The organism is Streptomyces sp. NBC_00285, from assembly GCF_036174265.1.
GTDB lineage: Bacteria > Actinomycetota > Actinomycetes > Streptomycetales > Streptomycetaceae > Streptomyces.
The window spans coordinates 8,111,504-8,138,103 of the sequence record NZ_CP108055.1 but is presented as its reverse complement, the minus strand read 5'-3'; the positions used below and the strand labels follow the sequence as shown (position 1 = coordinate 8,138,103).

The following is a 26,600-nucleotide window of genomic DNA, read 5'->3' as shown; positions in this document are numbered from 1 at the left end:
GTATGAGCGAGGAGTACTGCACGACCGGCGACGTGCCGAAGCCGCCGGTCGCAGAAGGGCCGCCGTACGCGGAGTGCGTGCTGTGCCAGAAGCCGACGGAGTATCCGGAGTCCCACAAGGGGATCACCCTGTGCCCGGTGTGCGAGTGGCAGGAGGCTCAGCGGGCGGCGTGTTCGGGGTGATCGGCCTTGACGCGGTCCGCGGGCCCTCCGGGGCCGGTCCCGCGGCTCTCCGCGCCCCTTAGAGTTGGTCGGCGTGAGCCCTGATTCGATACCTCCTGGTGACAGCCCCTTTCGTGCCGAGCGCACCGTCCGCGACGAGGCACCGCAGTTCGTGCTGCCGCTGGTCGTGCGGATCGAGCGGGACGCACCGCCCGCTCGCACCGACGCCCTGGAGACCGCCGCCCGCGCAGTGCTCGTCATGCTCGGCGACGAGCGTTCCGTCGGCGACGGCGAGTGGGCCGAGGTCATGCGGGACTGGCAGGACGCCCGGATCCGCAAGGTGGTGCGGCGGGCCCGGGGTGCCGAGTGGCGGCGGGCCGAGTCGCTGCCCGGGATCACCGTGACGGGGAAGTCCGCGGAGGTGCGGGTGTTCCCGCCCGTGCCGCTCGACGGCTGGCCCAAGGAGCTGGCGAAGCTGCAGGTCTCCGGCACCGACCTCGACGATCCCGAGCCGCCCGTGGCGGCGGACCCGACGGCACCCGTGCTGTGGCTCAGCCCGGACCTCGACATGTCGGCCGGCAAGGCGATGGCCCAGGCCGGTCACGGCGCCCAGCTCGCCTGGTGGGAGCTGTCGGACGAGGAGCGGGCCGCCTGGCGCGACGCCGGGTTCCCGCTCGCCGTACGGACCGCCGATGCCGGTCGGTGGGGTGAACTCACCACGAGCGGGCTGCCGTTGGTCCGTGACGCCGGTTTCACCGAGATCGCGCCCAACTCCTCCACGGTCGTGGCGGACCATCCGGCGCTGCGGTGAACCCTCCGGCGTGTGAGGTCACCGGCCACCCCCTGCCCGAACCTCAAATGTTGCTCTGAACGTCCCCCGGGCACGGTTCGCACCCGGGGCCCGGGGCCATACCTCCGTCACACCGGGCCGGCGGCGACCGGAGCGGATGCGGGAGTGCACGGGGAGGGGACGGACATGGAGCGACTGGGAACGGGCATCGGATGGCGGCCGGAGATCGCGGACGCCGTGGAGGGCATGCCGGGCATCGACTGGGTCGAGGCCGTGGCCGAGAACGTCTGCCCCGGGCATCTCCCCGAGTCGCTGCGGCGGCTGCGCGAGCGCGGGGTGACCGTGGTCCCGCACGGCGTCTCACTCGGGCTCGGCGGCGCCGAACGGCCCGACGCCGGACGGCTGACCGCGCTGGCCGAGCGTGCCGAGGCGCTGGGCTCGCCGCTGGTCACCGAGCACATCGCGTTCGTCAGGGCGGGCGGCCCGCTCACCGCCTCCCCACGTCTTGAGGCCGGACACCTGCTGCCCGTCCCCCGCACCCGGGACGCCCTCGACGTCCTCTGCGAGAACATCCGCATCGCGCAGGACGCGCTGCCGGTACCGCTCGCCGTCGAGAACATCGCCGCGCTCATCGCATGGCCCGGCGAGGAGATGACCGAGGGACAGTTCCTGTACGACCTCGCGGACCGGACGGGGGTACGGCTGCTGATCGACGTGGCCAATCTGCACACCAACCACGTCAACCGCGGCGAGGACCCGGCCCTGGCGCTCGCCGAACTCCCGCTGGAGGCCATCGCCTACGTCCATGTCGCGGGCGGCTTCGAGCGGGACGGGGTGTGGCACGACAGCCACGCCCACCCGGTCCCGCGCCCGGTCCTCGACATCCTCACCGACCTCTCCTCCAAGGTCTCGCCGCCGGGGGTACTGCTGGAGCGCGACGAGAACTTTCCCGAACCGGGTGAACTGGAGCGGGAGTTGGGAGCGATCAGGGAGGCGGTGGAGAAAGGGGGCGGCACAGCGGCCGGCGGTGCGTGGCGCCCCGCCGTCACCGAGGGACCGTCGGGCGTGCCGACGGAACCCGCCCGTGAGCGGCTCGCCCTCGCCCAGACCGCGTTGCTGTCCGCGCTCGTCGCCGGGACGCCCGGGCCTGAGGGCTTCGACCGGGTGCGGCTGGGGGTGCAGGCGCGGGCGCTCGCGGGGAAGCGGGCGGATGTGGTGGCGAAGGTCGCGCCCGAGCTGCCGGTGATCCTCGGGGCGGGGTATCGGCCGGCGTTTCTGGCGTATGCGCAGGGCCGCCCGATGGCGGACGGGTACCGGCGGGACGCGTTGGAGTTCGCCGAACACCTGATGCTGGGCGGCGGGTCGGGGGATGCGGGGGTGCGGCGGGAGCTGCGGGAGTGGTGGCTGGAGCGTTCGGGGCCGGTCCCGAGGTCACGGCCGGGTGCGCGGTTGACCCGGGCCACGCGGAGGGTGCTGCTGCGGCGGTGACGGTGTGCCGCCCACCGCAGTGTGCCGGGAATAACACCACAACCGCTCCGCCCACCCCGCCTCCACGTTTCACCCCCATTCCTCCATGAATGCCACCCCTTTTCCCGTACCCATTCGCCCCATCTCATCCTTGATGCAACCATTCGCTCCCGTACGGCAGTTGACATAGACCCGGCAGTAATATGTCAATCCCGCACCTGAGACTTCCTGGCGTGCGGTGCCGTAACAGGAGGCACCATGCGATCGCGACCGCCCGTCAAGGGGCGAGGCATCTTCACCGGCACCGGGATCATCATCACCGGCCTGATGGCGACCGTCGTGGCGTTGCTCATCCCGATGTGGTCGTACGCCGACCGCTCGGACACGGGCCTGAGCGTGCTCAGCGCCGGGACCGTGACGACGCCGTACGGCCCGCTCTCCGCGCTGGACCGGGAGTTCGTCACGAAGGTGCGGCTGGCGGGGCTGTGGGAGGCGCCCGCGGGTCAGCAGGCGGAACAGAAGGGGACGACCCAGGCCGTACGGACGGCCGGCGCGCATCTCGTCGAGGGACACACCTTCCTGGACGCGCGCGTGCGTGACGTGGCGTCGAAGCTCGGGCTCGCCCTGCCCAACGAGCCCAACGACCAGCAGAAGCAGTGGCTGGCCACCCTGAACCAGGCGCAGGGCGTCGACTACGACCGCCAGTTCGCCAACATCCTGCGCCTCGCGCACGGCAGGGTGTTCTCGGTCGTCGCCCAGGTCCGCGCGAGCACCCAGAACTCCCTGGTCCGCGCCCTCGCCGACGACGCCAACACCACGGTGCTGGACCACATCAAGGTCCTGGAGGCGACCGGATACGTCGACTTCGCCGCCCTGGCCCAGGAGTTGGCCGGTGACAGCGCCCCGCCTCTCTTCAACTCCCCGGCCCCGGCAGGCCCGACGGCCGACCCCGGCGCCGTCGTGCCAGTCACCCCGTCGCCGTACGCGACGCCCTTCTCCCTACCCCCGGCCGCCTCCAGCCCGGCGCCGCTTCCCTCGTAGGCGACTCGCTTCCGGACAAGCGGAACGTCACACACCGACAACACTCCGTCCGGATTGTGAACAGGCCATGGCGCCTCCGGGAGCCTTTGGCATAGAAACGCGGCATGTTCTGGGTTCTTCTTCTGCTGCTGGCCTGGGCCGCCACCGGCACCGCGTGTACACGGCTGTGCCTGGCCGCCGTACACGCGGCGGACGCGGACGCGCATGCCCGGGCACACGATCTGACGCTGTACGAGGCCGCGTTCCTGTCCGGCGGCCCCCGGCGGGTCGCGGACCTGACGCTCGTCTCCATGGCCCGTCAGCACCGGCTGCTGCTCGCCCACACGGGCTGGGCGACCGTCGTCGATCCGCGCGGGCGGGACGAGATGGAGCGGACCGTCATCGGTGCCATCGGGCCCGAGGGACAGTCCCGGATCGCGCCGGTGCGCGCCGACGCGGCCTGCGCGGACGCGGTGCGCAGCCTCGCCGACCGGCTCGTGGACGCGGGTCTCGCCATGCCCGACAACGCCCGGTCCGGCATCGCGGCGGCGGTCCGCCAGGTCCGGCTGGCCGTCGCGGCCGTCGTCGCGCTGGGCGCCGTCGCGCTGCTGACGCCGGCCCCGTCGGAGATGCCACGGCACCTGGTCGCCCTGTGGTTCGCACTGCCTCTCACGCTGAGCCTGAGCTGCCTGGCCATCGCCCGGGTGGAGGTCCACCCGTACTCCCGCTGGGCCTCGCCGGCCGGTCAGCGGCTGCTCGGCGCCCTGACCCGGCGATCCGGCGGCACGGACGAGCGGACGTATCTCACTTCCGTCGCCGTACGCGGCATCAGCGCCGTCGGCGAACCGGACCTGCGCGCGGCCTTCGGGCACCGTGGACACCCTCGCGAGGACCACCTCGGGCACCACCGCGAGCAGCGGCGCGACTGAGCGCACCCGGGGGCGCACGGAGGCATTGGGACCGACACCGGCGGGGCGGTGCTTGCCTTGGCCCGCACCCGAACGAAACTTCCCTTTTGTCGCTGCCGCGCCCCGAAGGGATACCGATGAGAGCTCCCGCCCTCTACACGGCCGCCGGTTCCTTGCTCCTGACCACGCTCGCCGCAGGCCCGGCCGGAGGCGCTCCCGCCGCCCCGGGCGCGGCGGAACTGCACGGCACCGCGATCGCCGCCGCGCGCGCCGGGACGGCCGGTGTCCGCTTCGGCGCCTGCCCCGAGGCGGAGGACCTGCCCGGCACCGTGCGGTGCGGCACGGTGTCCGTCCCGCTCGACTACGCGCACCCCGACGGCAAGCAGATCAAACTGACCGTCAGCCGGGTCCCGGCCACGCAGAAGGACCCGCACAACAGCAAGCGCCGGGTGCCCCGGCAGGGCGCCCTGGTCTACAACCCCGGCGGCCCCGGAGCCTCCGGCATGTACTTCCCGCTGATCGGCGCCCTTCCCGAGTGGAAGGGGCTCGCGGCGGCCTACGACCTCGTCGGTTACGCCCCGCGCGGAGTGGGCCGCTCGGCACCGCTGTCCTGCAAGGACCCGAAGCAGTTCTTCACGGCGCCCACGCAGGCCCCGGCCCACCCCTCGGAGTCGTACAAGAAGGAACGCATCGCCCAGGCGAAGGCCTACGCGCGCGGCTGCGCGACGCGGGCGGGCGCGGCCCTGCGGCACTACACCTCCCTGAACAACGCCCGCGACCTGGACGTCCTGCGGGCCGCGCTGGGCGAGCAGCGGCTGACGTTCATGGGGGCGTCGTACGGCACCTACTTCGGCGCGCTGTACGCGACGCTCTTCCCCTCTCATGTGCGGCGGATGGTGTTCGACGCGGCGGTGAACCCGGACCCGGAGCAGGTCTGGTACCGCAACAACCTCGACCAGTCGGCGGCGTTCGAGGAGCGCTGGGCGGACTTCCGGGAGTGGGTCGCCCGGCACGACGACGTGTACGGGCTCGGGGACACGGCCGAGAAGGTGCTGCGCAGCTACGAGAAGGCGGCGGCGCAGCTGGCCGCCGAGCCGGCCGGCGGGAAGGTCGGACCCGGGCAGCTGCAGGGGGCGTTTCTGTCGGCCGGGTACTACGACGACTTCTGGCCGCATCGAGCGCAGGCCCTGTCGGCCTATCTCAAGGGCGATCCGAAGCCGTTGATCCAGCAGGCCGGGCCGCATCAGGAGGCGGCGAAGGAGGCGGAGAACTCCACCGCGGTCTACACGGCCGTCGAGTGCAATGACGCGCCCTGGCCGACGGAGTGGGCCGTGTGGGACCGGGACAACACGCGGCTGGCACGGGTGGCGCCGTTCGAGACGTGGGACAACGTGTGGATGAATCTGCCCTGTGCGTACTGGAGCGCCCCGCGTCAGCAGGTGCTCGACGTGCGGACGGGGACCGGTGAGTTGCCGGCGACGTTGATCCTCGCCGCCGAACGGGATGCCGCCGCGCCCTACGACGGGGCGCTGCAGTTGCACCGGCGGCTGTCGGGCTCGGTGCTGGTGACCGAGCGGGACGCGGGCACGCACGGCATCGCGGGCGGCCCCAACCCCTGCGTCAACGGATACCTGGACGCCTATCTGCTGGAGGGCCGCCTCCCGGTGCGGCGCGCCGCATGCGCCCCGCACCCCGAGCCGAAGCCGAGCTCCCGGAAGGCGACCGTCGAACCCGCTCGCTGATCAGGCGAGGCCCGCCACGAGGTCGCCGATGTCCTTGCGGCGGCCCGTGTAGAACGGGACCTCCTCGCGGACGTGCATCCTTGCCTCCGACGCGCGCAAGAGGCGCATGAGGTCGACGATCCGGTGGAGTTCGTCGGCCTCGAAGGCGAGGATCCACTCGTAGTCGCCGAGCGAGAAGGAGGCGACGGTGTTGGCGCGGACGTCCGGGTAGCCGCGGGCCATCTTGCCGTGGTCGGCGAGCATGCGGCGCCGGTCCTCGTCGGGCAGGAGGTACCAGTCGTAGGAGCGGACGAAGGGGTAGACGCTCACGTAGTCGCGCGCGTGCTCGTCCGCCAGGAACGCCGGGATGTGCGAGCGGTTGAACTCCGCCGGGCGGTGCAGCGCCATGTTGGACCACACGGGCTCCAGGGCGCGCCCGAGCTTCGTGCGGCGGAAGAGGTTGTACGCCTCCTGGAGCTGGTCGCTGGTCTCCGCGTGCCACCAGATCATGAGGTCGGCGTCGGCACGCAGGCCGGACACGTCGTAGGTGCCGCGGATCGTGACGTCCTTGGCGGCGAGCTGGTCGAACAGCTCCTGGACCTCGTCGGCGTAGCCCGTGCGGTCCTCGGGGAGCACGTCCTTCAGCTTGAAGACGGACCAGAGCGTGTAGCGGATGACCTCGTTGAGGTCCTTGGCCAGCTTGCCCTTGTTCGGGACCCTGCCGGACTCGGGGGTGGTGGGGGCGTCGTTGCTCATGGCCTCATTCTCCCGCTCCGCCGTGCAGGCTCTGCACCGGGTTGGCCGTGAGCTCCCGTACGGCGGTCAGGTCGCCCTCGATCCGGTCCACGGCGGCGTCGGCGCTCGCGATGCAGGCCGGGATGCCCACGCCGTCGTACTGCGCGCCGCACAGCGCGAGGCCGGGGACCTTGGCGACGTGCTCGCGGATACGGGCCACGCGCGCGTGGTGGCCGACGGGGTACTGGGGCAGGCCGTCGGTCCAGCGGGTGACGCGGGTGTCGAGCGGGGTGGCGTCCAGTCCGGTGGCCGCCCTCAGATCGGTGCGGGAGACGTCCACCAGGCCGGCGTCGTCGCGCTCAAGGATCTTCGTCTCGCCGTGGCGGCCCACGGAGGTGCGCAGGACGACGACGTCCGGGTTCTCGTCAGCGATCCAGCCCCACTTCTGGGAGGCGAAGGTGGACGCCTTGATGGTGCGGCCGTCGACCGGCGGGACGAGGAAGCCGCTGCCGGCGGGCAGGGTGGTGTCGGCGCGGCGGTAGGCGAGGGTCACCAGGGCCATCGAGGCGTACTCGACGGTGTCGAGCTCGGTGGCGGCCTCGGGTGCCTCGGCGCGCAGGAGTCCGGCGGCGGCCGGGGCGGGGACGGCGACGATCACGGCGTCGGCGTGCAGGACACGGTCCCCGGCCACGACCGTCCAGCCGCCGGAGGCCTCACGGCGCAGCTCGCTCACCGGGGCGCGGGTGACGATCTCGCCGCCGCGCGCGCGGACCGAGTCGGCGACGGCGAGCGGGAGGGTGCCCACCCCGCCCTCGATGCCCATGAAGACCGGGCCGGTCTGCTGGTTGGCGGCCATCTTGGCCTGGATCTCGCGGACGCCCTCGGTGAGCGAGGTGTGGGACCTGGCGACCTGGAACAGCTGCGGGACCGCCGAGCGCATCGAGATGCGGTACGCGTCGCCCGCGTACACCCCGCCGAGGAGGGGTTCGACGAGGCGGTCGACGACCTCTCGGCCCAGGCGTGCCGCCACGAACTCGCCGACGGCCACGTCGTCGCCGACCTCGGTGCGGGGCAGCCCGGCGTCCTGCCCGATGCGCGCGAGGCCCTCGTCGGACAGCACTCCGGCCAGCGCGTCGGCGGTGCCGGGGACGCCCATGACGTGGCCCTTGGGCATGGGGCGCAGGGCACCGCGGGTCCAGATCGAGGCCGTCGCCGTGGCGGGCGGCTGGAGGCGCTCACCGAGGCCCACCGCGCGTGCCAGGGCCACCGCCTCCGGCCTGCGGGCCAGCATCGACTCGGCGCCGAAGTCCACGCGCGCGCCCGCGATCTCGCCGGGCAGCAGCTTGCCGCCGACGCGGTCGGACGCCTCAAGCACGGTGACGCGCGCGCCGCGCTCCAGCAGCCGGTGGGCCGCGGCCAGTCCCGCGATGCCGGCTCCGACGACGACCACCTGTGATCCGCTCATGGCCCCAGCCTCTCAGACCCCACTGACAGGCCACCGGCGGCCCGGTGTCCTTCACGAGTCCCGACCGTGACCGCATCGGAACCGCCGGAGTCCAACGTTCGCACCCCCTTCGGCGTCGAAGGAGCGTCAGTTGTTCACGACCCTCGGGGGGACGCCCATGCGCGCACCACGTTCACACCGTTCACGAAGCTCCGTCGGTCCCGTCCACGCACTGACCGGGCTCCTGCTGGCCGCGGCTCTCGCGCTGACCGGGTGCAGCGGGGGCGCGGACTCCACCAGCGACAGTGGCAGTGCCCTGTCCGACGACAAGGGCGCGCAGAGCCAGGCGAAAGGCGCGGCCGGCGCCGAGGCCGACGCGGGCGGCAAACAGGCCACCTCCGCACCGCAGGTCACCGCGAACCACATCATCCGCACCGCGACGCTGACCGTTGAGGTGAAGGACGTACCGAAGGCGCTCGCCGCGGCGCGCACCACCACCGAGAACGCGGGCGGATTCGTCGGCAAGGAGTCCACCTCCCGCGACGAGGGGGGCGCGGAGCGGACGCAGGTGGTGCTGCGAGTGCCCGTCGAGAAGTACGACGAGGTCCTCGCCGACCTCCAGGGCGCGGGCAAGCTCCTGGAGCGCACCGCGAACGCGCAGGACGTCACCGACCAGGTCGTCGACGTGCAGAGCCGGATCACGACGCAGCGCGCGAGCGTGGCGCGGATCCGGGAGCTGATGGACAAGGCGACGAAACTGAGCGACGTGGTCACCCTGGAAGGCGAACTGAGCACCCGCCAGGCCGACTTGGAGTCGCTGCTCGCCCGCCAGGCGTCCCTGAAGGACCGCACGACGCTGGCCACCATCACGGTGTCCCTGTCCGAGTCGCCCGTCGTCAAGGCCGAGAAGGACGACGACCCCGGTGTCGTCGACGCGCTCGCGGGCGGCTGGGACGCCTTCGTGAGCATGCTGCGCTGGATCGTGGTGGCGGTGGCCGCGGTGCTGCCGTTCCTCGCGGGGATCGCGCTGCTCGTGCTGGTGTGGCTGCGGCTGATCCGGCCCCGGCTGCCGCGCCGGCCCGCTCCCGTGGCCGCCTCGACCGCGCTGGGCCCGCTGCCCATGGCACGTCCCGTCCCGGGACCGGAATCGGAGCCCGCCCGGGAGCGGGGCGAGCAGGACTGAAATGCCGCGCCCTCGTAGCGTGTTCGCATGAACATGAGCCGTACGCGGGACACGAGGGAACGTCTGGTAGTGATCGGCGCCGACGCCGCGGGCATGTCCGCGGCGTCACAGGCCCGCCGGATGAAGGGGCCCGACGAGCTGGAGATCGTGGCGTTCGAGCGGGGCCACTTCAGCTCCTACTCGGCGTGCGGCATCCCGTACTGGGTGGGCGGCGACGTCACCGAGCGGGACCGGCTGATCGCCCGCACGCCCGAGGAGCACCGGGCCCGCGACATCGATCTGCGCATGCGCACCGAGGTCGTGGAGATCGACGTCGACCGGCGGCGGGTACGCGCGCGTGACCTCGAATCCGGGACCGAGTCCTGGACGTCGTACGACAAGCTCGTGATCGCCACCGGCGCCTGCCCGATCCGCCCGGACATGCCGGGCGCCGACGCCGCCGGTGTGCACGGGGTGCAGACCCTCGACGACGGCCAGGCGCTCATCGACACGCTGGCACACACGCGTGGCCGCAGAGCGGTGGTCGTCGGGGCCGGTTACATCGGTGTGGAGATGGCCGAGGCCCTCATCAACCGCGACTACGAGGTGACGGTCCTCAACCGGGGCGGCGAGCCCATGTCCACGCTCGACCCGGACATGGGCCGCCTGGTGCACGAGGCCATGGAGGGCCTGGGCATCACCATGGTGAACGACACCGAGGCGACCAAGGTCCTCACGGGCGAGGACGGCAGGGTCCGCGCGGTGGCCACGCAGGACGGCGAGTACCCGGCGGACGTGGTGGTGCTCGGTATCGGCGTCCGCCCGGAGACGACGCTCGCGAAGGCGGCCGGCCTGCCGCTGGGCAGCCACGGCGGCCTCCTGACCGACCTGGCGATGCGGGTGCGCGGCCACGAGGACATCTGGGCGGGCGGCGACTGCGTGGAGGTCCTCGACCTGGTCTCCGGTCGGGAGCGGCACATCGCCCTGGGCACCCACGCCAACAAGCACGGCCAGATCATCGGCACGAACGTGGGCGGCGGATACGCCACGTTCCCCGGCGTCGTCGGTACGGCGGTCAGCAAGGTCTGCGACCTGGAGATCGCCCGCACCGGGCTGCGCGAGAAGGACGCCCGACGGGCGGGCCTCCAGTTCGTCTCGGTCACGATCGAGTCGACCAGCCGCGCCGGCTACTACCCGGGCGCCTCCTCCATGACGGTGAAGATGCTCGCCGAGCGCCGCACGGGGCGGCTGCTCGGCGTGCAGATCGTCGGGAGGGAGGGCGCGGGCAAGAGGGTCGACATCGCCGCGGTGGCCCTGACCGCGGGGATGACGGTGGAGCGGATGACGGCCCTGGACCTGGGGTACGCACCACCGTTCAGCCCGGTGTGGGACCCGGTGCTGGTGGCTGCCCGAAAGGCCGCCGCGAAGGTGCAGGCCTCCTGAGGGCTACGCCGTCCCGTTGATCCGCTCGATGGCCTGGCGGGCCTGGTCGGCCGGTGGGCGGGGCGGCAACGCCGACACGGAGGCGCTGGTGGGCATCGCGGCCGGCTGCTCACTCCCGGGCTTGGCGTGGGCGGCGGACCGGGCGGACCTGAGCCGGTTGCTCACCGCCTCGTCGAGTGTCACCGGTCGCTGCATCTGGGATGCCAGCCGCCCTGCCTCCTGACCGAGCCTGGCCACGTCCTCCCACGGCAGTCGCACCACCAGGGAGAGCTCGGCTTCACCATCGGGGAGAGCGTGCATCGGAGGAGTAATACGGTCGTTCATCGTTGTTCCTCACGTAGTCCCCACGGCCCGCCTTCCCCGTGCCGCGGGCGGTTGAGGAGTCATACGCACGCATGCGTGCGGGTGTTCACCGGTACGGCACCGATTCGCCGGGCCCATCGCGGGCACTACTTCCTTGTGGTCATCCCGGTCCATGACATCAACCCTGTGCGCCGCACCCCCTGGGTGACGTACGCGCTCATCGCCGCGAACGTGCTGGTCTTCCTGTACACGCCCGGCCTGGCCGGCTCCGTGGCGGGCGACAGCAGCGTGTCGCAGCTCTGCCACCTCCAGGCGTTCCTGGACCAGTACGCGGCGGTCCCGCAGGAGTTGATCCACCACCAGATGCCGCACCTCGTCCCCACGGGCGACGTCGGTACGAGCGCACAGGGCGCCGCGGGCTGTGTGGTGGCCCCGCCGGACTACCACAAGTCCCCGGCGCTGTCGGTACTGACGGCGATGTTCCTGCACGGCGGCTGGCTGCACCTGCTGGGCAACATGCTGTTCCTGCTGATCTTCGGCAACAACGTCGAGGACCGCATGGGCCATGTGCGCTTCGTGCTGTTCTACGTCGTCTGCGGCTACGCGGCGTCGTACGGCTTCGCGCTGCTCAACGACGACTCGGGCGACCCGCTGATCGGCGCGTCCGGGGCCATCGCCGGTGTCCTGGGCGCCTATCTGGTGCTGTACCCGAAGGCCAGGGTGTGGGTCCTGGTGCCGTTCCTGGTGTTCCTGCCGCTGCGGCTGCCCGCCTGGCTGGTGCTGGGCTTCTGGTTCGTGCTCCAGGCGGTGTACTCGTCCGGCGAGGGCGTCTCCGAGGCGGGCACGGTGGCGTACGCGGCGCACGTGGTGGGCTTCCTCGTCGGCATGCTGCTCGCCTGGCCGCTCAAGGCGGGCACTCCCCCGCCGCCGGAACCGCGCGGCCTGCTGTTCGGCAGGAGGGCGCGGCCCCGGCACACGTGGTGACTCAGCGCGTGGTGCGGGTGTGGACGTACTCCACGAGCCGGGTCAGCGCGTCCGGGTCGGTGGCCGGCATGACGCCGTGGCCGAGGTTGAAGATGTGGCCCTCCAGGCCCTCGGCCGACTCCAGAACCTCGCGGGCCTTGGCCTCGACCGCCGCCGTGGAGGCGAACAGGACCGTCGGGTCGATGTTGCCCTGGAGCGCCTTGCCGGGGCCGACGCGGCGGGCGGCCTCGTCGAGCGGGACCCGCCAGTCGACGCCGACGACATCCGCGCCGGCCTCACCCATCAGGCGGAGCAGTTCGCCGGTGCCGACGCCGAAGTGGATGCGCGGGACGCCGTATCCGGCGACCGCGTCGAACACCTTGGCGGAGGCGGGCAGCACCGAGCGCCGGTAGTCGACGGGGGCGAGGGCGCCGGCCCACGAGTCGAAGAGCTGGACCGCGGAGGCGCCGGCCTCGATCTGGACCTTCAGGAAGGCGGCCGTGATGTCGGCGAGACGGTCGAGCAGGTCGGCCCACAGCTCGGGGTCGCCGTACATCATCGCCTTGGCGTTCTCGTACGTGCGGGACGGACCGCCCTCCACGAGGTAACTCGCGAGGGTGAAAGGTGCGCCGGCGAATCCGATGAGCGGGGTGGGACCGAGCTCACGGGTCAGCAGGCCGATGGCCTCGGTGACGTAGGAGACGTCCTCGGGGGTGAGGTCGCGCAGTTGGGCCAGGTCGGCGCGGGTGCGGATCGGCTTCTCGACGACCGGGCCGATGCCGGGCTTGATGTCGAGATCGATGCCGATGGCCTTGAGCGGGACGACGATGTCGCTGAAGTAGATCGCCGCGTCCACGTTGTGGCGGCGGACCGGCTGGAGGGTGATCTCGGTGACCAGCTCGGGCCGCGTGCACGACTCGAGCATCGGGATGCCCTCGCGGACCTTGCGGTACTCCGGAAGTGAGCGCCCTGCCTGCCGCATGAACCAGACGGGGGTGTGCGGCACGGGTTCGCGCCGGCATGCCTTGAGGAAGGCGGATTCGTACGTGGCTGTCGGCGGCTTGCCCGTGGGGGTCTCGTTGGCGCTCACGGGGCAAGTCTTGCATGGCTCCGGTGCGGCTCCGACGGGGCGTGGGCTCTGCCACGTACGCCTAAGTGCGGGTGTCTAGGAGCGCACCGGGCCCCGGTTCCCTTTAACCTTCCCGCATGGCTGCGGCTCAGGAACGACTGTCGGACGGCACGGGTGGTATGGACGACGCGAAAGCAGGGGACCGGGAGGGGAGCGGTGCGGCTCCGCCGGCCTTCCAGGCCGCGGTTCAGGCACTGCGCACCAGTCGGCTGCGGCCGCAGATCGAGATCGAGTCGACGCGGGCACCGCAGCGGCTCGCCCCGCACGCGTACGCGCTGGAGGCCACCGTCGTCGACGGCGACCAGGACCTCGCCGACGGCCGGCTGGTGCTGCTGCACGACCCGGACGGGCACGACGCCTGGCGGGGCACGTTCCGGCTGGTGACGCTGGTGCGCGCGGAGCTGGAGCCGGAGATGGCCGCCGATCCGCTGCTGCCCGAGGTGTGCTGGTCCTGGCTGACCGGCGCCCTGGCGGGGCGCGGGCTGTCGTACGGCGAACCGAGCGGCACCGTCACGCGGGCGAGCTCGCACTACTTCGGCGGCCTGTCCGAGCGCTCCCCGACCTCGCAGATCGAGATCCGTGCCTCCTGGACGCCCCGTGAGGGCCTGGGCGGGGTGCCGGACGTGGGGGCGCATCTGGTGTCCTGGTGCGATCTGCTGGCCCAGGTCGCGGGTCTGCCGCCGGCCGGGCCGGGCGACGCGTCGGTGGTGACGCTGCCGCAGCGCAGGGATCCCCAGGCGCGCTGACCGACCTCGACCTGTGCACAACGGGGACCCGTCCACCCGTCCGGCGCATCAATTTGTCGATACGGCCACTTTCAGTCAGGAGTGAACCGTCGAACGAACCGATGTGTTCACCGAACGATCGACCGTACGTCCGAATTGCACTAATTGTTACTCACTAGATCGTGATCATTCTCTAAAGGACCCCGGGTCCGGTGCCGAAGACGTCTGTGACCTTCCAAGCCGTCCCGCACCCCAGGAGGCCCGGTGTCCGTTCTTCTTGAGCAGCCCGCAAGCCTGGTCGCCTACCGTCCCAACAAGCCCACCGCCATGGTGGTCGTAGCCGACCCGCGTGTCCGCTCCACCGTCACCCGTCATCTCTGGGCGCTCGGTGTGCGCGATGTCATCGAGGCCTCGTCCGTGGCAGAGGCCCGCCCCCGCATCGCCAACCCCCGTGACATCTGCATCGCCGATGTCCATCTCCCCGACGGCTCCGGCCTGACGCTGCTGTCCGAGACCCGCGCGGCGGGCTGGCCCAACGGCCTCGCCCTCTCCGCGGCCGACGACATCGGCGCCGTACGCAACGCCCTCGCGGGTGGCGTCAAGGGCTACGTCGTCACCGGCACCCGGACCAACCTCGGGCTCCCCACCCGACCGGGCGCCGCACCCATCGGCGCCGCCGCCGCCCGTATGCACCGCCGCCCCCCGGGTTCCCCGAGCCACCCGGGCGGCTACCGCGAGCTCTCCGGCCGTGAGGTCGAAGTGCTGCGGCTGGTGGCCGAAGGGCAGTCCAACAAGGCGATCGGTGTCTCGATGGGGCTCTCCGCCCTGACCGTCAAGAGCCACCTCGCCCGGATCGCCCGCAAGCTCGGCACGGGAGACCGCGCCGGCATGGTGGCGGTGGCTCTCCGTACCGGCATCATCCACTGAGGCTCTCGCGAGCCTCGCAGTTCACGGACGTGAACCAGAGCTTTCACCGGGCTGACTGGTTTACGACCCTCAGGCGCCTGCCGACGGAACGTTCCGTCGGCAGGCGCTGTCCATACACAGATACCCTTGACATGTGACCGACGCCCAAGAGACCGCAGCAGACATTTCACTGCGAACCACCGGAGGCGGCCCTCCGGACGATGGCGGATCTTCTGCAGCGGAGGCGCCGATCCCTCTGCTGGAGCCGCGCGAGGGCATTCCGCCCGTGATCGCCGACGCTGACGCATTGGCCGAGGCCGTCGCCGCGTTCGCCGCAGGTTCCGGACCCGTCGCCGTCGACGCCGAGCGGGCGTCCGGCTACCGCTACGGACAGCGCGCCTATCTCGTGCAGCTGCGCCGCGCGGGCGCGGGCACCGCACTGATCGACCCCGTGGCCTGTCCCGACCTGTCGGGGCTCGGCGAGGCACTCTCCGGTGTGGAGTGGGTGCTGCACGCCGCCACCCAGGATCTGCCCTGTCTGCGCGAGATAGGCATGGTGCCCTCACGCATCTTCGACACCGAGCTGGCCGGCCGGATCGCCGGGTTCCCCCGGGTGGGGCTCGGCGCGATGGTCGAGGGTGTGCTGGGCTTCGTACTGGAGAAGGGGCACTCGGCCGTCGACTGGTCGACCCGTCCCCTGCCCGAGCCGTGGCTGCGGTACGCCGCCCTCGACGTGGAGCTGCTCGTCGATCTGCGGGACGCGCTGGAGAAAGAGCTCGACCGGCAGGGCAAGCTGGAGTGGGCGCTTCAGGAGTTCGCAGCGATCGCGGCCGCGCCGCCCGCCGAGCCCCGCAAGGACCCCTGGCGCCGTACGTCCGGGATGCACAAGGTGCGCCGGCGTCGGCAGCTGGGTGTCGTGCGGGAACTGTGGGAGGCGCGGGACCGGATCGCCCAGCGGCGGGACGTGTCGCCGGGGAAGGTGCTGTCCGACACGGCGATCGTCGAGGCGGCGCTCGCGCTTCCGCTGAACGTGCACGCGCTCGCCGCGTTGAACGGGTTCGGCCATCGGATGGGCCGACGGCAGCTGGACCAGTGGCAGGCGGCCGTCGACCGGGCCAAGGCGCTCGCCGAGGCGCAGTTGCCGCAGCCCGGACAGCCGGTGACGGGGCCTCCGCCACCGCGCGCCTGGGCCGACAAGGACCCCGCGGCCGCCGCGAGGCTGTCGGCCGCGAGGGCGGCGGTGTCCGCGCTGGCGGAGCAGCTGAGCATGCCGCAGGAGAACCTGATCACGCCGGACACCGTGCGGCGGGTCTGCTGGGAGCCGCCGACGGTGGTGACCGCCGAGTCGATCAGTGAGGCGTTGGCGGGATTCGGCGCTCGGGCCTGGCAGGTCGAGCAGGTGACTCCTGTACTGGTGGCCGCGCTGTCCGCCTAGCCGCCGTGGGGACTTCTCCGGCCACGGCGGCTGCGGCCGGTGGCGCCCGACACCTGGGGAGTCACCTGGTCGCGCCTCGCATGAAGCCGTTGTAGATGAACCTCTGCAGGCTCAGGAAGACGATCAGCGTCGGCAGGATCACCAGGACCGCTCCTGCCGAAATGACCTCCCAGTGGGCCGCGTAGGGACCTCTGAAGCGGAAAAGCGACGTCGAGATCACGCCAAGATCTTCCGAGGGCATGTAGAGGAAGGGGATGTAGAAGTCGTTGTATACGGTGATCCCCTTCACTATGACCACGGTTGCTATGGCCGGCTTCAGCAGCGGGAAGATGATCTTTCGGTAGATCGTGAAGGCGTTCGCGCCGTCCAGACGGGCCGATTCGTCCAGCGAGATCGGGATCGAGCGGACGAACTGCAGGAAGATGTAGATCGAGACGATGTCCGTGCCCATGTAGAGGGCGATCGGCGCCCAGAGACTGTCGAACATGCCGAAGCTGTTGACGATCTGGAACGTCGCCACCTGGGTCGTGACGCCGGGCACCAGGGCCGCGGTCAGGAAGAGCACCACCACCAGCTTCTTGAAGCGGAAGGTGAAGCGGTCGATGGCGTAGGCCGTCATCGAGCCGATGAGGACGGTGCCGCCGACGGAGACCACCAGGATGATCGCCGTGTTGGTGAAGGCGGTCAGCATCTCGCCGTCCTGGAACGCCGTCACGTAGTTGTGGAAGTTCAGCAGGTCGTGGGGCAGTTCGAGGGCACCGCTCGTGTTCGCCATCTCCTTGTCCGTCTTGAGGGAGGTGAGCAGGACGACCACGAGCGGAAGCAGGACGATCACGGTCGCGGCGATCAGCGACACATGGACGAGGGTGCGGACGACCGTACGGCGTGTCATACGAGGTCCACCTTGTCGTCGGGGACCAGGCGCCGCTGCACCCATGTCACCAGCAGGATGATCAGCAGGAGGACGATGGCTGCCGCCGAGGCCAGGCCCGTCTTGTTGAAGCGGAACGCCAGGTTGACCGTCTGGATCACGAAGGTCTCGGTACCGGTTGCGCCGCCGGTCATGATGTACGGGATCTCGAAGACCGAGAGCGAGCCGGAGATCGAGAGGATCACCGTCAGCGTCAGGACCGGCTTGATGCCCGGCGCGATGATGTGGCGGAACTGGTGCCAGCGGTTCGCGCCGTCCAGCTCGGCCGCCTCGTACAGCTCCCCCGGGACGGACTGGATCGCGCCCAGGAACAGGACGAAGTTCAGGCCGAGGTAGCGCCAGACGGAGACGGCGGCCAGCGAGGTGTTCGCGGAGCCCGGGGTGCCCAGCCAGGCGTGGTCGGTCTTCACTCCGATCAGGCTCAGCACCGAGTCGAGGGTGCCGCCGTCCTGGAAGAAGTAGAGGAACACGAAGCCGATCGCGACCCCGTTGATCAGGTACGGGAAGAAGAGCACGCCCTTGAAGAAGTTCCGGAAGCGGACGTTGAAGCTCAGGACCGTCGCGAAGTAGAGCGCGAGGACGATCTGGACCACGGAGGCGGCGAGGTAGTAGCCGCTGACCCAGAACACCTCGAAGAGGTCGGGGCGGGTGAAGACCTCCTGGTAGTTCTCGGCGCCCGTGTAGTGCAGGACGGGGCTCACACCGTCCCAGTCGGTGAAGCTGTACGCGACCATGTTGAGGAGCGGCGCGTAGGTGAAGGTGACCAGCAGGGCGAGCGGGGCGATCAGGAACAGCCAGGGCGTGACGCCCCGCCAGACGCGGGTGCGGCGCGAGGGCGGTGCCGGGACGGGGGCGGCCGGGATCACCTCCACGGCCGCCTTCTGTGTGGTGTCCGTCATCAGGAACCCAGGTTCTTCCGGGAGTCCGTCCAGCGCCGGCTGAGGTCGGCGAGGAAGTCGTCGAGGCTGCCCTTGCGGGCGCCGCGGGCGAGGTCGACGAGTTTCTGGCGGTACTCGGGGGCGAAGATGCCGACCTCGGACTCGTTGTCGATCTGCTTCACCTTCGCGCCCTGGGTGTCGTCCAGCTCGATGAACTTCACGCCCTGGTCCTCGTAGGGCTTCAGGACCGACGGCAGCGGGGCGTCCTTGAGCGGGGGCAGGGCGAGGTTGTCCTCGACGTAGGTGGACTTGTCGGTGAACCAGTCGATCCAGGCGCGGGCCGCCTCCTTGTACTTGGAGTGGACGTTGACCGCCTGGTTGTAGTCGGGGCCTATGGTCGCGCAGAACTTTCCGCCCGTCTGGGCCGGGAAGGGCATGAAGCCGATGTCGTCCGGGTTCACGCCGGCCTTCTTCGCGGCGTCCTGGAACTGCACGATCGCCCAGGTGCCGAGCCACTGCGTGGCGATCTCGCCCTTGGCGGTGCGGGGCTTGGACTCCTCCCAGTTGCTGGTGGTCGGGTCCTTCTCGATCAGCCCCTCGTGGACGATGTCGTACAGGAGCTGGTCGCCCACGCGCAGGTCCGCGCCCTTCGCCCAGGGGTCGCCCTCGGCGAGCTTGTCGGTCGCCTTCGAGTCACAGGTCACCGCGCCGTCGACGGACGTCCACGAGGACAGCGTCCAGCCGGCCGAGAAGTTGGTGTAGTACGGGATCGCGTCGGTCTTCGCCTTGATGGCCTTCAGGTCGGCGACGAACTCGGCCGGGGTGGTGGGCCATTGGGTGACCCCGGCCTCCTTCCAGATCCGCTTGTTGTAGACGAATCCCGGGCTCACGGCGACCGGGCTCTGCCCGTACACCTTGCCGCCGACGGCTGTGAAGTCGGTGAAGCGGTACTTCTTCTCGCGCTCCTGCTGGGTGCCGAGGGAGGCGAAGAACCTCGGGTAGTCGCTCTTCTTGATGACGGCCGGGATGAGCAGCACATCACCGTAGTTCTCGGTGTTCATCCGGATCTTGACCTCGGACTCGTAGTCCGTGATGCCCTCGAACTCGACCTTGACCTTCGGATAGGTCTTGTTGAACTCGGCGGCGTACTTCTTCAGCGTGCCGTCCTGCACGAGGTCGGTGCGGACGGTGAGAACTTTGATGGTTCCGGAGACCTTTGACGGGTCGCCGGCGGCCTTGGCGTCGGCTCCCTGCGAGGAACCTCCGGTGCCGGTGCACCCGGGAATCAGCAGGGCGGCACCCACGGCCATGGCCAGGACTGTACGGCGGTTCATGTGCATCAGCTCCGTTCACGGGGCGGACGAGCACGAGCGGGTTGGCTGGTTCGGTACTCTGACAACGTTTTCTTAACCGGTAAAGTCCCTATCTCGCCAACGATGCCAACGACGTCAAAAAGTTTCCGCAGCACGGGACTTGATCGGTTTAGGGAGTGTGTACATGCTTCAGGCCACACCGCTCACCGAGGGATGGATCCTGCGCCACTCCGACGGCACCGTGGACGAACTCCCGGCCGTCGTACCGGGCTGCGTGCACACCGATCTGCTGGCGGCCGGAGTGATCCCGGATCCCTTTCTCGGCCGCAACGAGACCGAGGTCGCGTGGGTGGGACGGCGGGAGTGGACCTACGAGACCGACCTGGCCCCCGCGAACGGGCACGAGCAGACCGACCTCGTCTTCGACGGACTGGACACCGCGGCCGAAATCCATCTGGACGGTCAACTGCTGGGCCGGACAAGGAACATGCACCGCTCGTACCGCTTCGACGTGACCGGCATGGCAGGGCGGCTGAGCGTGCGGTTCGTCTCCGCCTACGCGGAGGCCGAGGCGATGCGCGGGAAGCTGGGCGAACGGCCCGCCGCGTACGCCGAGCCGTACCAGTACATCCGCAAGATGGCCTGCTCGTTCGGCTGGGACTGGGGGCCCACGCTGGTGACCGCCGGGATCTGGCGGCCGGTGCGCCTGGAGCGGTGGTCGACGGCCCGCATCGCCCGGGTGCGGCCCCTGGTGACCGTCCAGGAGGGCGCGGGCATCGCGGAGTTGGCCGTGGACGTCGAGCGAGCCCGGGTCGATGCGCCCCTGACGGTCGAGGCCTCGGTGGGCGGGGTGCGGGTGCGCGCCGCGATCGACGGGACCTCGGGGACCGTACGGCTTCAGGTGCCGGACGTGCGGCTGTGGTGGCCCCGCGGATACGGTGAACAGCCTCTGTACGACGTCGAGTTGACCTTGCTCGACGCGGACCGCCCGCTGGACGTGTGGCGGCGCCGGGTCGGCTTCCGGACCGTCGGGCTGGACCGCTCGGCCGACGAGCGCGGCAGCGGCTTCACCCTGGTCGTCAACGGCGAGCGGATCTTCGCGCGCGGCGTGAACTGGATCCCGGACGACGTGTTCCCCTCCCGGATCACCCGCGAGCGGTACCGGGAGCGGCTGCGGCAGGCGGTCGGCGCCGGAGTGGACCTGGTGCGGGTCTGGGGCGGCGGGATCTACGAGAGTGAGGACTTCTACGACGCCTGCGACGAACTGGGGCTACTGGTCTGGCAGGACTTCCCGTTCGCCTGCGCGGCCTATCCCGAGGAGCAGCCGCTGCGCGGCGAGGTGGAGGCGGAGGCCCGGGAGAACGTCGTACGGCTGATGCCGCATCCCTCGCTCGTGCTGTGGAACGGCAACAACGAGAACCTGTGGGGGTTCCGGGACTGGGGCTGGGAGGCGCGGCTCGCCGGGGATTCCTGGGGCGAGGGGTACTACCTGGGCGTACTGCCGCGGCTGGTGGCCGAGTTGGACCCGACGCGGCCCTACTCGGCGGGCAGCCCCTGGTCCGGGTCGTGGGAGCACCACCCGAACGACCCCGCGCACGGGACACACCACTCGTGGGAGGTGTGGAACCGGACGGACTACGCCGAGTACCGCAGTGAAGTGCCCCGGTTCGTGGCCGAGTTCGGATGGCAGGCACCGCCCGCGTACGCCACGCTGGCGCGTGCGACGGCCGGGGAGGAGTTGGCTCCGGACTCCCCCGGTGTGCTGCACCACCAGAAGGCGGACGACGGGAACGGCAAGCTTCGGCGTGGGCTGGAGCGGCATTTTGCCTTTCCCGAGGGGGACTTCGACCGCTGGCACTACCTCATGCAGGTCAACCAGGCGCGGGCCGTGGCCACCGGGATCGAGCACTGGCGGTCCCACTGGCCGGTGTGCGCGGGGACGGTGGTGTGGCAGCTCAACGACTGCTGGCCGGTGACCAGTTGGGCGGCGATCGACGGGGACGGGCGGGAGAAGCCGCTCTATCACGAGCTGCGGCGACTGTACGCGGATCGACTGCTGACGGTCCAAGTGCGGGGACAGCGAACGGTGTTGGCGGTGGTGAACCAGGCGGCCGAGCCGTGGGCGGGTGTGCTGCGGCTACGACGCATGTCGGTCGAGGGCGAGGCGATCGACGAGACCGAGGTGCCCTTCCGGGCGGACCGACGGACCGTGGCCGAGGTGGCGGTGCCGCCCGAGCTGGTGCCGGTGGGCCCCAAGGAGTTCCTGGTGGCGGACGCTGGTGGGAGGGGCGGTGGCGGTGTGGGTCGGGTGCCGGGCGGGCCCCGGGCTCTGTACTTTCCGTCGGCGGACCGGGACATCCCTTACCCCCGGCCCGAGTTCGACGTGTCGGTCGTGCCGGGGGCCGTGACGGTGACGGCCCGCACCCTCGTACGGGATCTGCTGCTCCAGGCCGACCGGCTGGATCCGGCGGCGCGTGCCGACCGGGGGCTGGTGACGCTGTTGCCCGGGGAGCGGGTGACCATCCATGTCAGTGGCTGGAAGACTCCTGATCCGCACGTCGCCCGATCCGCCCTGTACTGCCTGGAGCCCAGCCGATGACAGCCCAGCCGGCCCCCCGCGTCACCATCAAGGACGTCGCCGCGCGCGCCGGTGTGTCCAAGGGGGCCGTATCGCTGGCCTTCAACCACAAGCCGGGGCTGTCGGAGCCGACCCGGGACCGGATCTTCCGGGCCGCGCAGGAGCTGGGCTGGGCGCCGAACCTCACGGCACGGACGCTGGCCGGCTCACGGGTGGACGTGGTGGGGCTCGCGATCTGCCGGCCGGCGCGGCTGCTGGGGCTCGAACCCTTCTACATGGAGTTCGTGTCGGGCGTGGAGAGCGTGCTGATCGAGCGGAACTGCTCGCTGCTGCTGCGGCTCGTGCGGAACGTGGAGGAGGAGGTCGGCCTCCAGGAGTCATGGTGGCGGGGGCGCCAGATCGGCGGGTCGATCCTGGTCGACTTCCGGGCGGACGACCCGCGCGTCGCGGCGGCCGAGCGGCTGGGGATGCCGGTGGTGGCCGTGGGGCACCCCTCGTTCACCGGGAACCTGACCTCGGTGTGGACCGACGACGCCACCGCCGTGACGGAGGCCGTGCGGTATCTCGCGGCGCTGGGGCACCGGCGGATCGCCCGGGTCGGCGGCGCGGCGGCCCTGGGACACACCGCGACACGCACGGCGGCGTTCGACGAGGCCGCGAGAACGCTGGAGCTGGCGGGGGCCTGGCAGGTCACCACCGACTACTCGGGAGAGGCCGGCGCGCGGGCCACCCGGTCCCTGCTGACCGCGGCACCGCAGGACCGGCCCACGGCGATCGTCTACGACAACGACATCATGGCGGTCGCCGGGCTGTCGGTCGCCGCGGAGATGGGCCTGAACGTGCCACGCGACGTCTCCCTGCTCGCCTGGGACGACTCGCAGCTCTGCCGGCTCACCCATCCCACGCTCTCCGCGATGAGCCATGACGTGCACGGATTCGGTGCGGAAGCGGCCCGTACGCTCTTCGGTGTGATCACCGGCGAGGGGCCGGGATCACATCCTGTACCTACTCCCGTACTGACGCCACGGGGTTCCACGGCACCTCCCGCGGTGTGACCTTCGCCGCTCCGTGCTCCAGGGGTGTGCAGGTACATTACCCGCAAGTAGCATGTACCTGAGCGCGCGCTCAGCGCGGTCGCAGCAGTGCAGATCCCGCATCTGGAGGAGAGCCATCGTGCCTCGTACCGTCAAGGATGTCGTCTTCGTCGACGGCGTCCGCACCCCGTTCGGCAAGGCGGGCCCGAAGGGCATCTACCACGAGACCCGCGCCGACGACCTCGTCGTGAAGGCGATCCGGGAGCTGCTGCGCCGCAACCCGGGTCTCGACCCGAAGAAGATCGACGAGGTCGCCATCGCCGCGACCACGCAGATCGGTGACCAGGGGCTCACCATCGGCCGTACCGCCGGGATCCTCGCCGGTCTGCCGCAGTCGGTGCCCGGCTACTCCATCGACCGCATGTGTGCCGGCGCCCTGACCGCCGTCACCTCGGTCGCCGGCTCCGTGGCCTTCGGCGCCTACGACATCGCCATCGCCGGTGGTGTCGAGCACATGGGCCGCCACCCCATGGGTGAGGGCGTGGACCCGAACCCCCGGTTCGTCAGCGAGAAGCTGGTCGACGAGTCCGCCCTGTTCATGGGCATGACCGCCGAGAACCTGCACGACCGGTACCCGACGATCACCAAGCAGCGCGCCGACGAGTACGCCGTGCGCTCCCAGGAGAAGGCCGCCAAGGCGTACGCCAACGGCAAGATCCAGGCCGACCTGGTGCCGATCTCGGTACGCCGCACCAACCCGGAGGCCGGTGAGACCGGCTGGGGTCTGGTCACCGCCGACGAGCCGATGCGCCCGGGGACCACGCTGGAGAACCTCTCCGGTCTCAAGACGCCGTTCCGTGTCCACGGCCGGGTCACCGCCGGTAACGCGGCCGGTCTGAACGACGGCGCCACCGCCTCCCTCATCGCGTCCGAGGACTTCGCCCGCGAGCACGACCTGCCGGTAAAGATGCGCCTCGTCTCGTACTCCTTCGTGGGTGTCGAGCCGGAGGTCATGGGCTACGGCCCGATCCCGGCCACGGAGAAGGCGCTCGCCCAGGCGGGCCTGTCCATCTCCGACATCGGTCTGTTCGAGATCAACGAGGCCTTCGCGGTCCAGGTCCTCGCCTTCCTGGAGCACTACGGCATCGCGGACGACGACGCCCGCGTCAACCAGTACGGCGGCGCCATCGCGTACGGCCACCCGCTGGCCTCCTCCGGTGTCCGGCTGATGACGCAGCTGGCCCGTCAGTTCGAGGAGCAGCCCGAGGTCCGCTACGGCCTCACCACCATGTGCGTCGGCTTCGGCATGGGCGCGACGGTCATCTGGGAGAACCCGAACCACAAGGACGCCGGAGGCAGCAAGTGAGCACCACCGATCTCTTGAAGGGTGCGGCCGAGCTGTTCCCGGACGAGGTAGTCACCCAGGCGCACGTACGTCACCTGGACCTGCCGTTCAACGCCGGGCGCTTCGCGCTCATCACGCTGGACAACGGCTTCGACCACACCAAGCCGACCACCTTCGGCCCGGCCTCGCTGGCGAACCTGAACACCGCCATCGACCAGGTCGAGAAGGAGGCGTCGGCCGGCGAGATCGTCGGTGTCGGCATCACCGGCAAGCCGTTCATCTTCGCCGTCGGCGCCGACCTGAAGGGCGTCGAGCTCCTCAAGGAGCACAAGGACGCGCTCGCCATCGGCAAGGGCGGTCACGAGGTCTTCAAGCGCCTCGCCGACATCGCCGCGCCGACCTTCGCGTACTACAACGGCGCCGCGATGGGCGGTGGCGTCGAGGTCGGTCTGCACTGCACCTACCGCACGGTCTCCGCGGCCCTGCCCGCCTTCTCGCTCCCCGAGGTCTTCCTCGGGCTGGTCCCCGGCTGGGGCGGCTGCACGCTGCTGCCGAACCTGATCGGCGCCGAGAAGGCCGTCTCGGTGATCATCGAGAACTCCCTCAACCAGAACAAGCAGCTGAAGGGCGCGCAGGTCTACGAACTGGGCATCGCCGACGCGCTGTTCGAGGGCGCGGACTTCCTGGAGCAGTCCCTGCTGTGGACGGCGTCCGTCCTCAAGGGCGAGATCGTCATCGACCGCCCGGTGATCGACCGCGGTGAGGCCTGGGACCAGGCCGTCGCCAAGGGCCGTTTCGTCGCCGACTCCAAGGTGCACGGGGCCGCTCCGGCCGCCTACCGCGCCCTGGACATCATCGAGGCCGCCAAGAACGGCGACCTCCAGCAGGGCTACGACGCCGAGGACCAGGCCCTCGCCGACCTGATCATGGGCGGCGAACTGCGCTCCGGCATCTACGCGTTCAACCTGGTGCAGAAGCGCGGCAAGCGTCCCGCGGGCGCCCCGGACAAGAACCTGGCCCGCCCGGTCACCAAGGTGGGCGTCGTGGGCGCGGGCCTCATGGCCTCCCAGCTCGCGCTGCTCTTCCTGCGCCGCCTGGAGGTGCCGGTCGTGCTGACCGACATCGACCAGGAGCGCGTCGACAAGGGTGTGGGCTACGTCCACGCCGAGATCGAGAAGCTGCTCGGCAAGGGCCGTGTCAACCAGGACAAGGCGAACCGTCTCAAGGCCCTGGTCACCGGTGTGCTGGACAAGGCGGAGGGCTTCTCCGACGCGGACTTCATCATCGAGGCCGTGTTCGAGGAGATCGGCGTCAAGCAGCAGGTGTTCGCGGAGGTCGAGGCGGTCGCCCCGGCGCACGCGGTCCTCGCCACCAACACCTCCTCGCTGTCCGTCTCCGAGATGGCGTCGAAGCTGAAGAACCCCGAGCGGGTCGTCGGGTTCCACTTCTTCAACCCGGTCGCGATCCTGCCCCTGCTGGAGATCGTCCGCGGCGAGCAGACCGACGACGCCTCGCTGGCCACGGCGTTCTCCGTCGCCAAGAAGCTGAAGAAGACCGCGGTACTGGTCAAGGACGCCCCGGCGTTCGTCGTGAACCGCATCCTCACCCGCTTCATGGGCGAGATCCAGAACGTCATCGACGAGGGCACCCCGGTCGCGGTCGCGGAGAAGGCGGTGGAGCCCCTGGGCCTGCCGATGTCGCCTCTCGTCCTCCTGGAGCTGGTCGGTCCCGCGATCGGCCTGCACGTCTCCGAGACCCTCAACAGGGCCTTCCCGGAGCGCTTCACCGTCTCCCCGAACCTCGCGGCCGTCGTCAAGGCGGGCAAGCGCGGCTTCTACGTCTACTCCGCGGAGAACGGCTTCAAGCCGGAGCTGGACCCGGAGGTCGCCGCGCTCCTCAAGCAGGGCGACACCGTCCTGTCCGAGGAGCAGGTCCGTGAGCGCGTCCTCGACGCCGTCGCCCAGGAGATCGGGCTCATGCTCGACGAGGGTGTCGTCGCCGAGGCCCAGGACATCGACCTGTGCCTGATCACGGGCGCCGGCTGGCCCTTCCACCTGGGCGGCATCACGCCGTACCTGGACCGCGAGGGTGTCTCCGAGCGCGTGAACGGCAAGAAGTTCCTGGCTCCGGGCCTGGCCTCGGTTCCGGCGTAACACCCGGGCAGTCCAGAAGGGCCTCCGCTTCGGCGGGGGCCCTTTGCCGTTCACCG

Annotated in this window: 23 protein-coding genes; 16 read left to right on the top strand and 7 right to left on the bottom strand. The window is 70.7% G+C overall.

The features are described from left to right. Nucleotides 1-2: 2 nt before the first annotated feature. The 6 genes from OHT57_RS37445 (at nucleotide 3) to OHT57_RS37420 (ending at nucleotide 6,088) form a co-directional block, all read left to right on the top strand. Nucleotides 3-182 (top strand): hypothetical protein, encoded by a 180-nt coding sequence (locus tag OHT57_RS37445; protein WP_328751204.1) that lies wholly within the window; start codon nucleotides 3-5, stop codon nucleotides 180-182. Nucleotides 183-255: 73 nt separating this feature from the next. Beyond that, the gene (locus tag OHT57_RS37440) at nucleotides 256-972 is read left to right on the top strand and encodes an aminoacyl-tRNA hydrolase (RefSeq protein ID WP_328751203.1); all 717 of its coding nucleotides are present in this window, start codon (nucleotides 256-258) and stop codon (nucleotides 970-972) included. A gap of 165 nt (nucleotides 973-1,137) precedes the next feature. Then, nucleotides 1,138-2,439, top strand: coding sequence for a DUF692 domain-containing protein (locus tag OHT57_RS37435; protein ID WP_328751202.1), 1,302 nt, complete (start codon nucleotides 1,138-1,140; stop codon nucleotides 2,437-2,439). 237 nt (nucleotides 2,440-2,676) lie between these two features. Further along, nucleotides 2,677-3,459, top strand: a complete 783-nt coding sequence (locus tag OHT57_RS37430) for a DUF4142 domain-containing protein (RefSeq protein WP_328751201.1) — start codon at nucleotides 2,677-2,679, stop codon at nucleotides 3,457-3,459. Nucleotides 3,460-3,563: 104 nt separating this feature from the next. After that, nucleotides 3,564-4,367: a TIGR04222 domain-containing membrane protein gene (locus OHT57_RS37425; RefSeq protein WP_328751200.1), complete on the top strand. Its 804-nt coding sequence runs from the start codon at nucleotides 3,564-3,566 to the stop codon at nucleotides 4,365-4,367. A gap of 116 nt (nucleotides 4,368-4,483) precedes the next feature. After that, nucleotides 4,484-6,088 (top strand): alpha/beta hydrolase, encoded by a 1,605-nt coding sequence (locus tag OHT57_RS37420; protein ID WP_328751199.1) that lies wholly within the window; start codon nucleotides 4,484-4,486, stop codon nucleotides 6,086-6,088. Here OHT57_RS37420 and hemQ read toward each other — a convergent pair whose 3' ends face one another. Both hemQ and hemG read right to left on the bottom strand, forming a co-directional pair. Next, entirely contained in the window at nucleotides 6,089-6,823 is a 735-nt protein-coding gene (gene hemQ / locus OHT57_RS37415) for a hydrogen peroxide-dependent heme synthase (protein WP_328751198.1), read from the bottom strand. It abuts the gene before it with no gap. Between the two features lie 4 nt (nucleotides 6,824-6,827). Continuing rightward, on the bottom strand, nucleotides 6,828-8,267 hold the full coding sequence (hemG, locus tag OHT57_RS37410; protein WP_328751197.1) for a protoporphyrinogen oxidase: 1,440 nt from the start codon (nucleotides 8,265-8,267) through the stop codon (nucleotides 6,828-6,830). 157 nt (nucleotides 8,268-8,424) lie between these two features. Between hemG and OHT57_RS37405 the strand changes: the two genes are divergently transcribed. Together OHT57_RS37405 and OHT57_RS37400 are read left to right on the top strand one after the other, a co-directional pair. Beyond that, nucleotides 8,425-9,429, top strand: coding sequence for a DUF4349 domain-containing protein (locus tag OHT57_RS37405; RefSeq protein WP_328751196.1), 1,005 nt, complete (start codon nucleotides 8,425-8,427; stop codon nucleotides 9,427-9,429). Nucleotides 9,430-9,456: 27 nt separating this feature from the next. Next, complete coding sequence (locus OHT57_RS37400) at nucleotides 9,457-10,851, top strand: FAD-dependent oxidoreductase (protein ID WP_328751195.1); 1,395 nt, start codon at nucleotides 9,457-9,459, stop codon at nucleotides 10,849-10,851. Between the two features lie 3 nt (nucleotides 10,852-10,854). Here OHT57_RS37400 and OHT57_RS37395 read toward each other — a convergent pair whose 3' ends face one another. After that, nucleotides 10,855-11,175 carry a hypothetical protein gene (locus OHT57_RS37395; RefSeq protein WP_328751194.1) on the bottom strand — a complete coding sequence of 107 codons (321 nt, stop codon included), beginning with the start codon at nucleotides 11,173-11,175 and terminating at the stop codon, nucleotides 10,855-10,857. 135 nt (nucleotides 11,176-11,310) lie between these two features. On the opposite strand from OHT57_RS37395, the gene OHT57_RS37390 reads away from it, so the two are divergent. Then, nucleotides 11,311-12,138 (top strand): rhomboid family intramembrane serine protease, encoded by an 828-nt coding sequence (locus tag OHT57_RS37390; protein ID WP_328753439.1) that lies wholly within the window; start codon nucleotides 11,311-11,313, stop codon nucleotides 12,136-12,138. 1 nt (nucleotide 12,139) lies between these two features. On the opposite strand, the gene hemE is transcribed toward OHT57_RS37390, so the two are convergent. Next, a complete protein-coding gene (gene hemE / locus OHT57_RS37385) occupies nucleotides 12,140-13,207 on the bottom strand; it encodes a uroporphyrinogen decarboxylase (RefSeq protein ID WP_328751193.1) in 1,068 nt (355 codons plus the stop codon). A gap of 116 nt (nucleotides 13,208-13,323) precedes the next feature. Between hemE and OHT57_RS37380 the strand changes: the two genes are divergently transcribed. The 3 genes from OHT57_RS37380 to OHT57_RS37370 all read left to right on the top strand — a co-directional run bounded on the left by OHT57_RS37380 (nucleotide 13,324) and on the right by OHT57_RS37370 (nucleotide 16,312). Then, a complete protein-coding gene (locus OHT57_RS37380) occupies nucleotides 13,324-13,992 on the top strand; it encodes a DUF3000 domain-containing protein (RefSeq protein WP_328751192.1) in 669 nt (222 codons plus the stop codon). Between the two features lie 243 nt (nucleotides 13,993-14,235). Then, on the top strand, nucleotides 14,236-14,898 hold the full coding sequence (locus OHT57_RS37375) for a response regulator transcription factor (RefSeq protein ID WP_328751191.1): 663 nt from the start codon (nucleotides 14,236-14,238) through the stop codon (nucleotides 14,896-14,898). Between the two features lie 133 nt (nucleotides 14,899-15,031). After that, entirely contained in the window at nucleotides 15,032-16,312 is a 1,281-nt protein-coding gene (locus OHT57_RS37370; protein ID WP_328751190.1) for a ribonuclease D, read from the top strand. A gap of 61 nt (nucleotides 16,313-16,373) precedes the next feature. Here OHT57_RS37370 and OHT57_RS37365 read toward each other — a convergent pair whose 3' ends face one another. The 3 genes from OHT57_RS37365 to OHT57_RS37355 are packed head-to-tail and all read right to left on the bottom strand — an operon-like array spanning nucleotide 16,374 to nucleotide 19,455. Beyond that, entirely contained in the window at nucleotides 16,374-17,204 is an 831-nt protein-coding gene (locus OHT57_RS37365) for a carbohydrate ABC transporter permease (protein ID WP_328751189.1), read from the bottom strand. Continuing rightward, nucleotides 17,201-18,142, bottom strand: coding sequence for a carbohydrate ABC transporter permease (locus tag OHT57_RS37360; protein WP_328751188.1), 942 nt, complete (start codon nucleotides 18,140-18,142; stop codon nucleotides 17,201-17,203). The genes OHT57_RS37365 and OHT57_RS37360 overlap by 4 nt, the downstream gene beginning before the upstream one ends. Continuing rightward, entirely contained in the window at nucleotides 18,142-19,455 is a 1,314-nt protein-coding gene (locus OHT57_RS37355) for an ABC transporter substrate-binding protein (RefSeq protein WP_328751187.1), read from the bottom strand. Before OHT57_RS37355 ends, OHT57_RS37360 begins: the two co-directional genes overlap by 1 nt. Before the next feature lie 163 nt (nucleotides 19,456-19,618). Between OHT57_RS37355 and OHT57_RS37350 the strand changes: the two genes are divergently transcribed. The 4 genes from OHT57_RS37350 to OHT57_RS37335 all read left to right on the top strand — a co-directional run bounded on the left by OHT57_RS37350 (nucleotide 19,619) and on the right by OHT57_RS37335 (nucleotide 26,544). Continuing rightward, nucleotides 19,619-22,033, top strand: coding sequence for a glycoside hydrolase family 2 protein (locus OHT57_RS37350; RefSeq protein WP_328751186.1), 2,415 nt, complete (start codon nucleotides 19,619-19,621; stop codon nucleotides 22,031-22,033). Then, nucleotides 22,030-23,067: a LacI family DNA-binding transcriptional regulator gene (locus tag OHT57_RS37345; protein ID WP_328751185.1), complete on the top strand. Its 1,038-nt coding sequence runs from the start codon at nucleotides 22,030-22,032 to the stop codon at nucleotides 23,065-23,067. The genes OHT57_RS37350 and OHT57_RS37345 overlap by 4 nt, the downstream gene beginning before the upstream one ends. A 118-nt stretch (nucleotides 23,068-23,185) precedes the next feature. Continuing rightward, the gene (locus OHT57_RS37340) at nucleotides 23,186-24,412 is read left to right on the top strand and encodes a thiolase family protein (protein WP_328751184.1); all 1,227 of its coding nucleotides are present in this window, start codon (nucleotides 23,186-23,188) and stop codon (nucleotides 24,410-24,412) included. Then, nucleotides 24,409-26,544: a 3-hydroxyacyl-CoA dehydrogenase NAD-binding domain-containing protein gene (locus OHT57_RS37335; RefSeq protein WP_328751183.1), complete on the top strand. Its 2,136-nt coding sequence runs from the start codon at nucleotides 24,409-24,411 to the stop codon at nucleotides 26,542-26,544. The genes OHT57_RS37340 and OHT57_RS37335 overlap by 4 nt, the downstream gene beginning before the upstream one ends. Nucleotides 26,545-26,600: the final 56 nt, after the last annotated feature.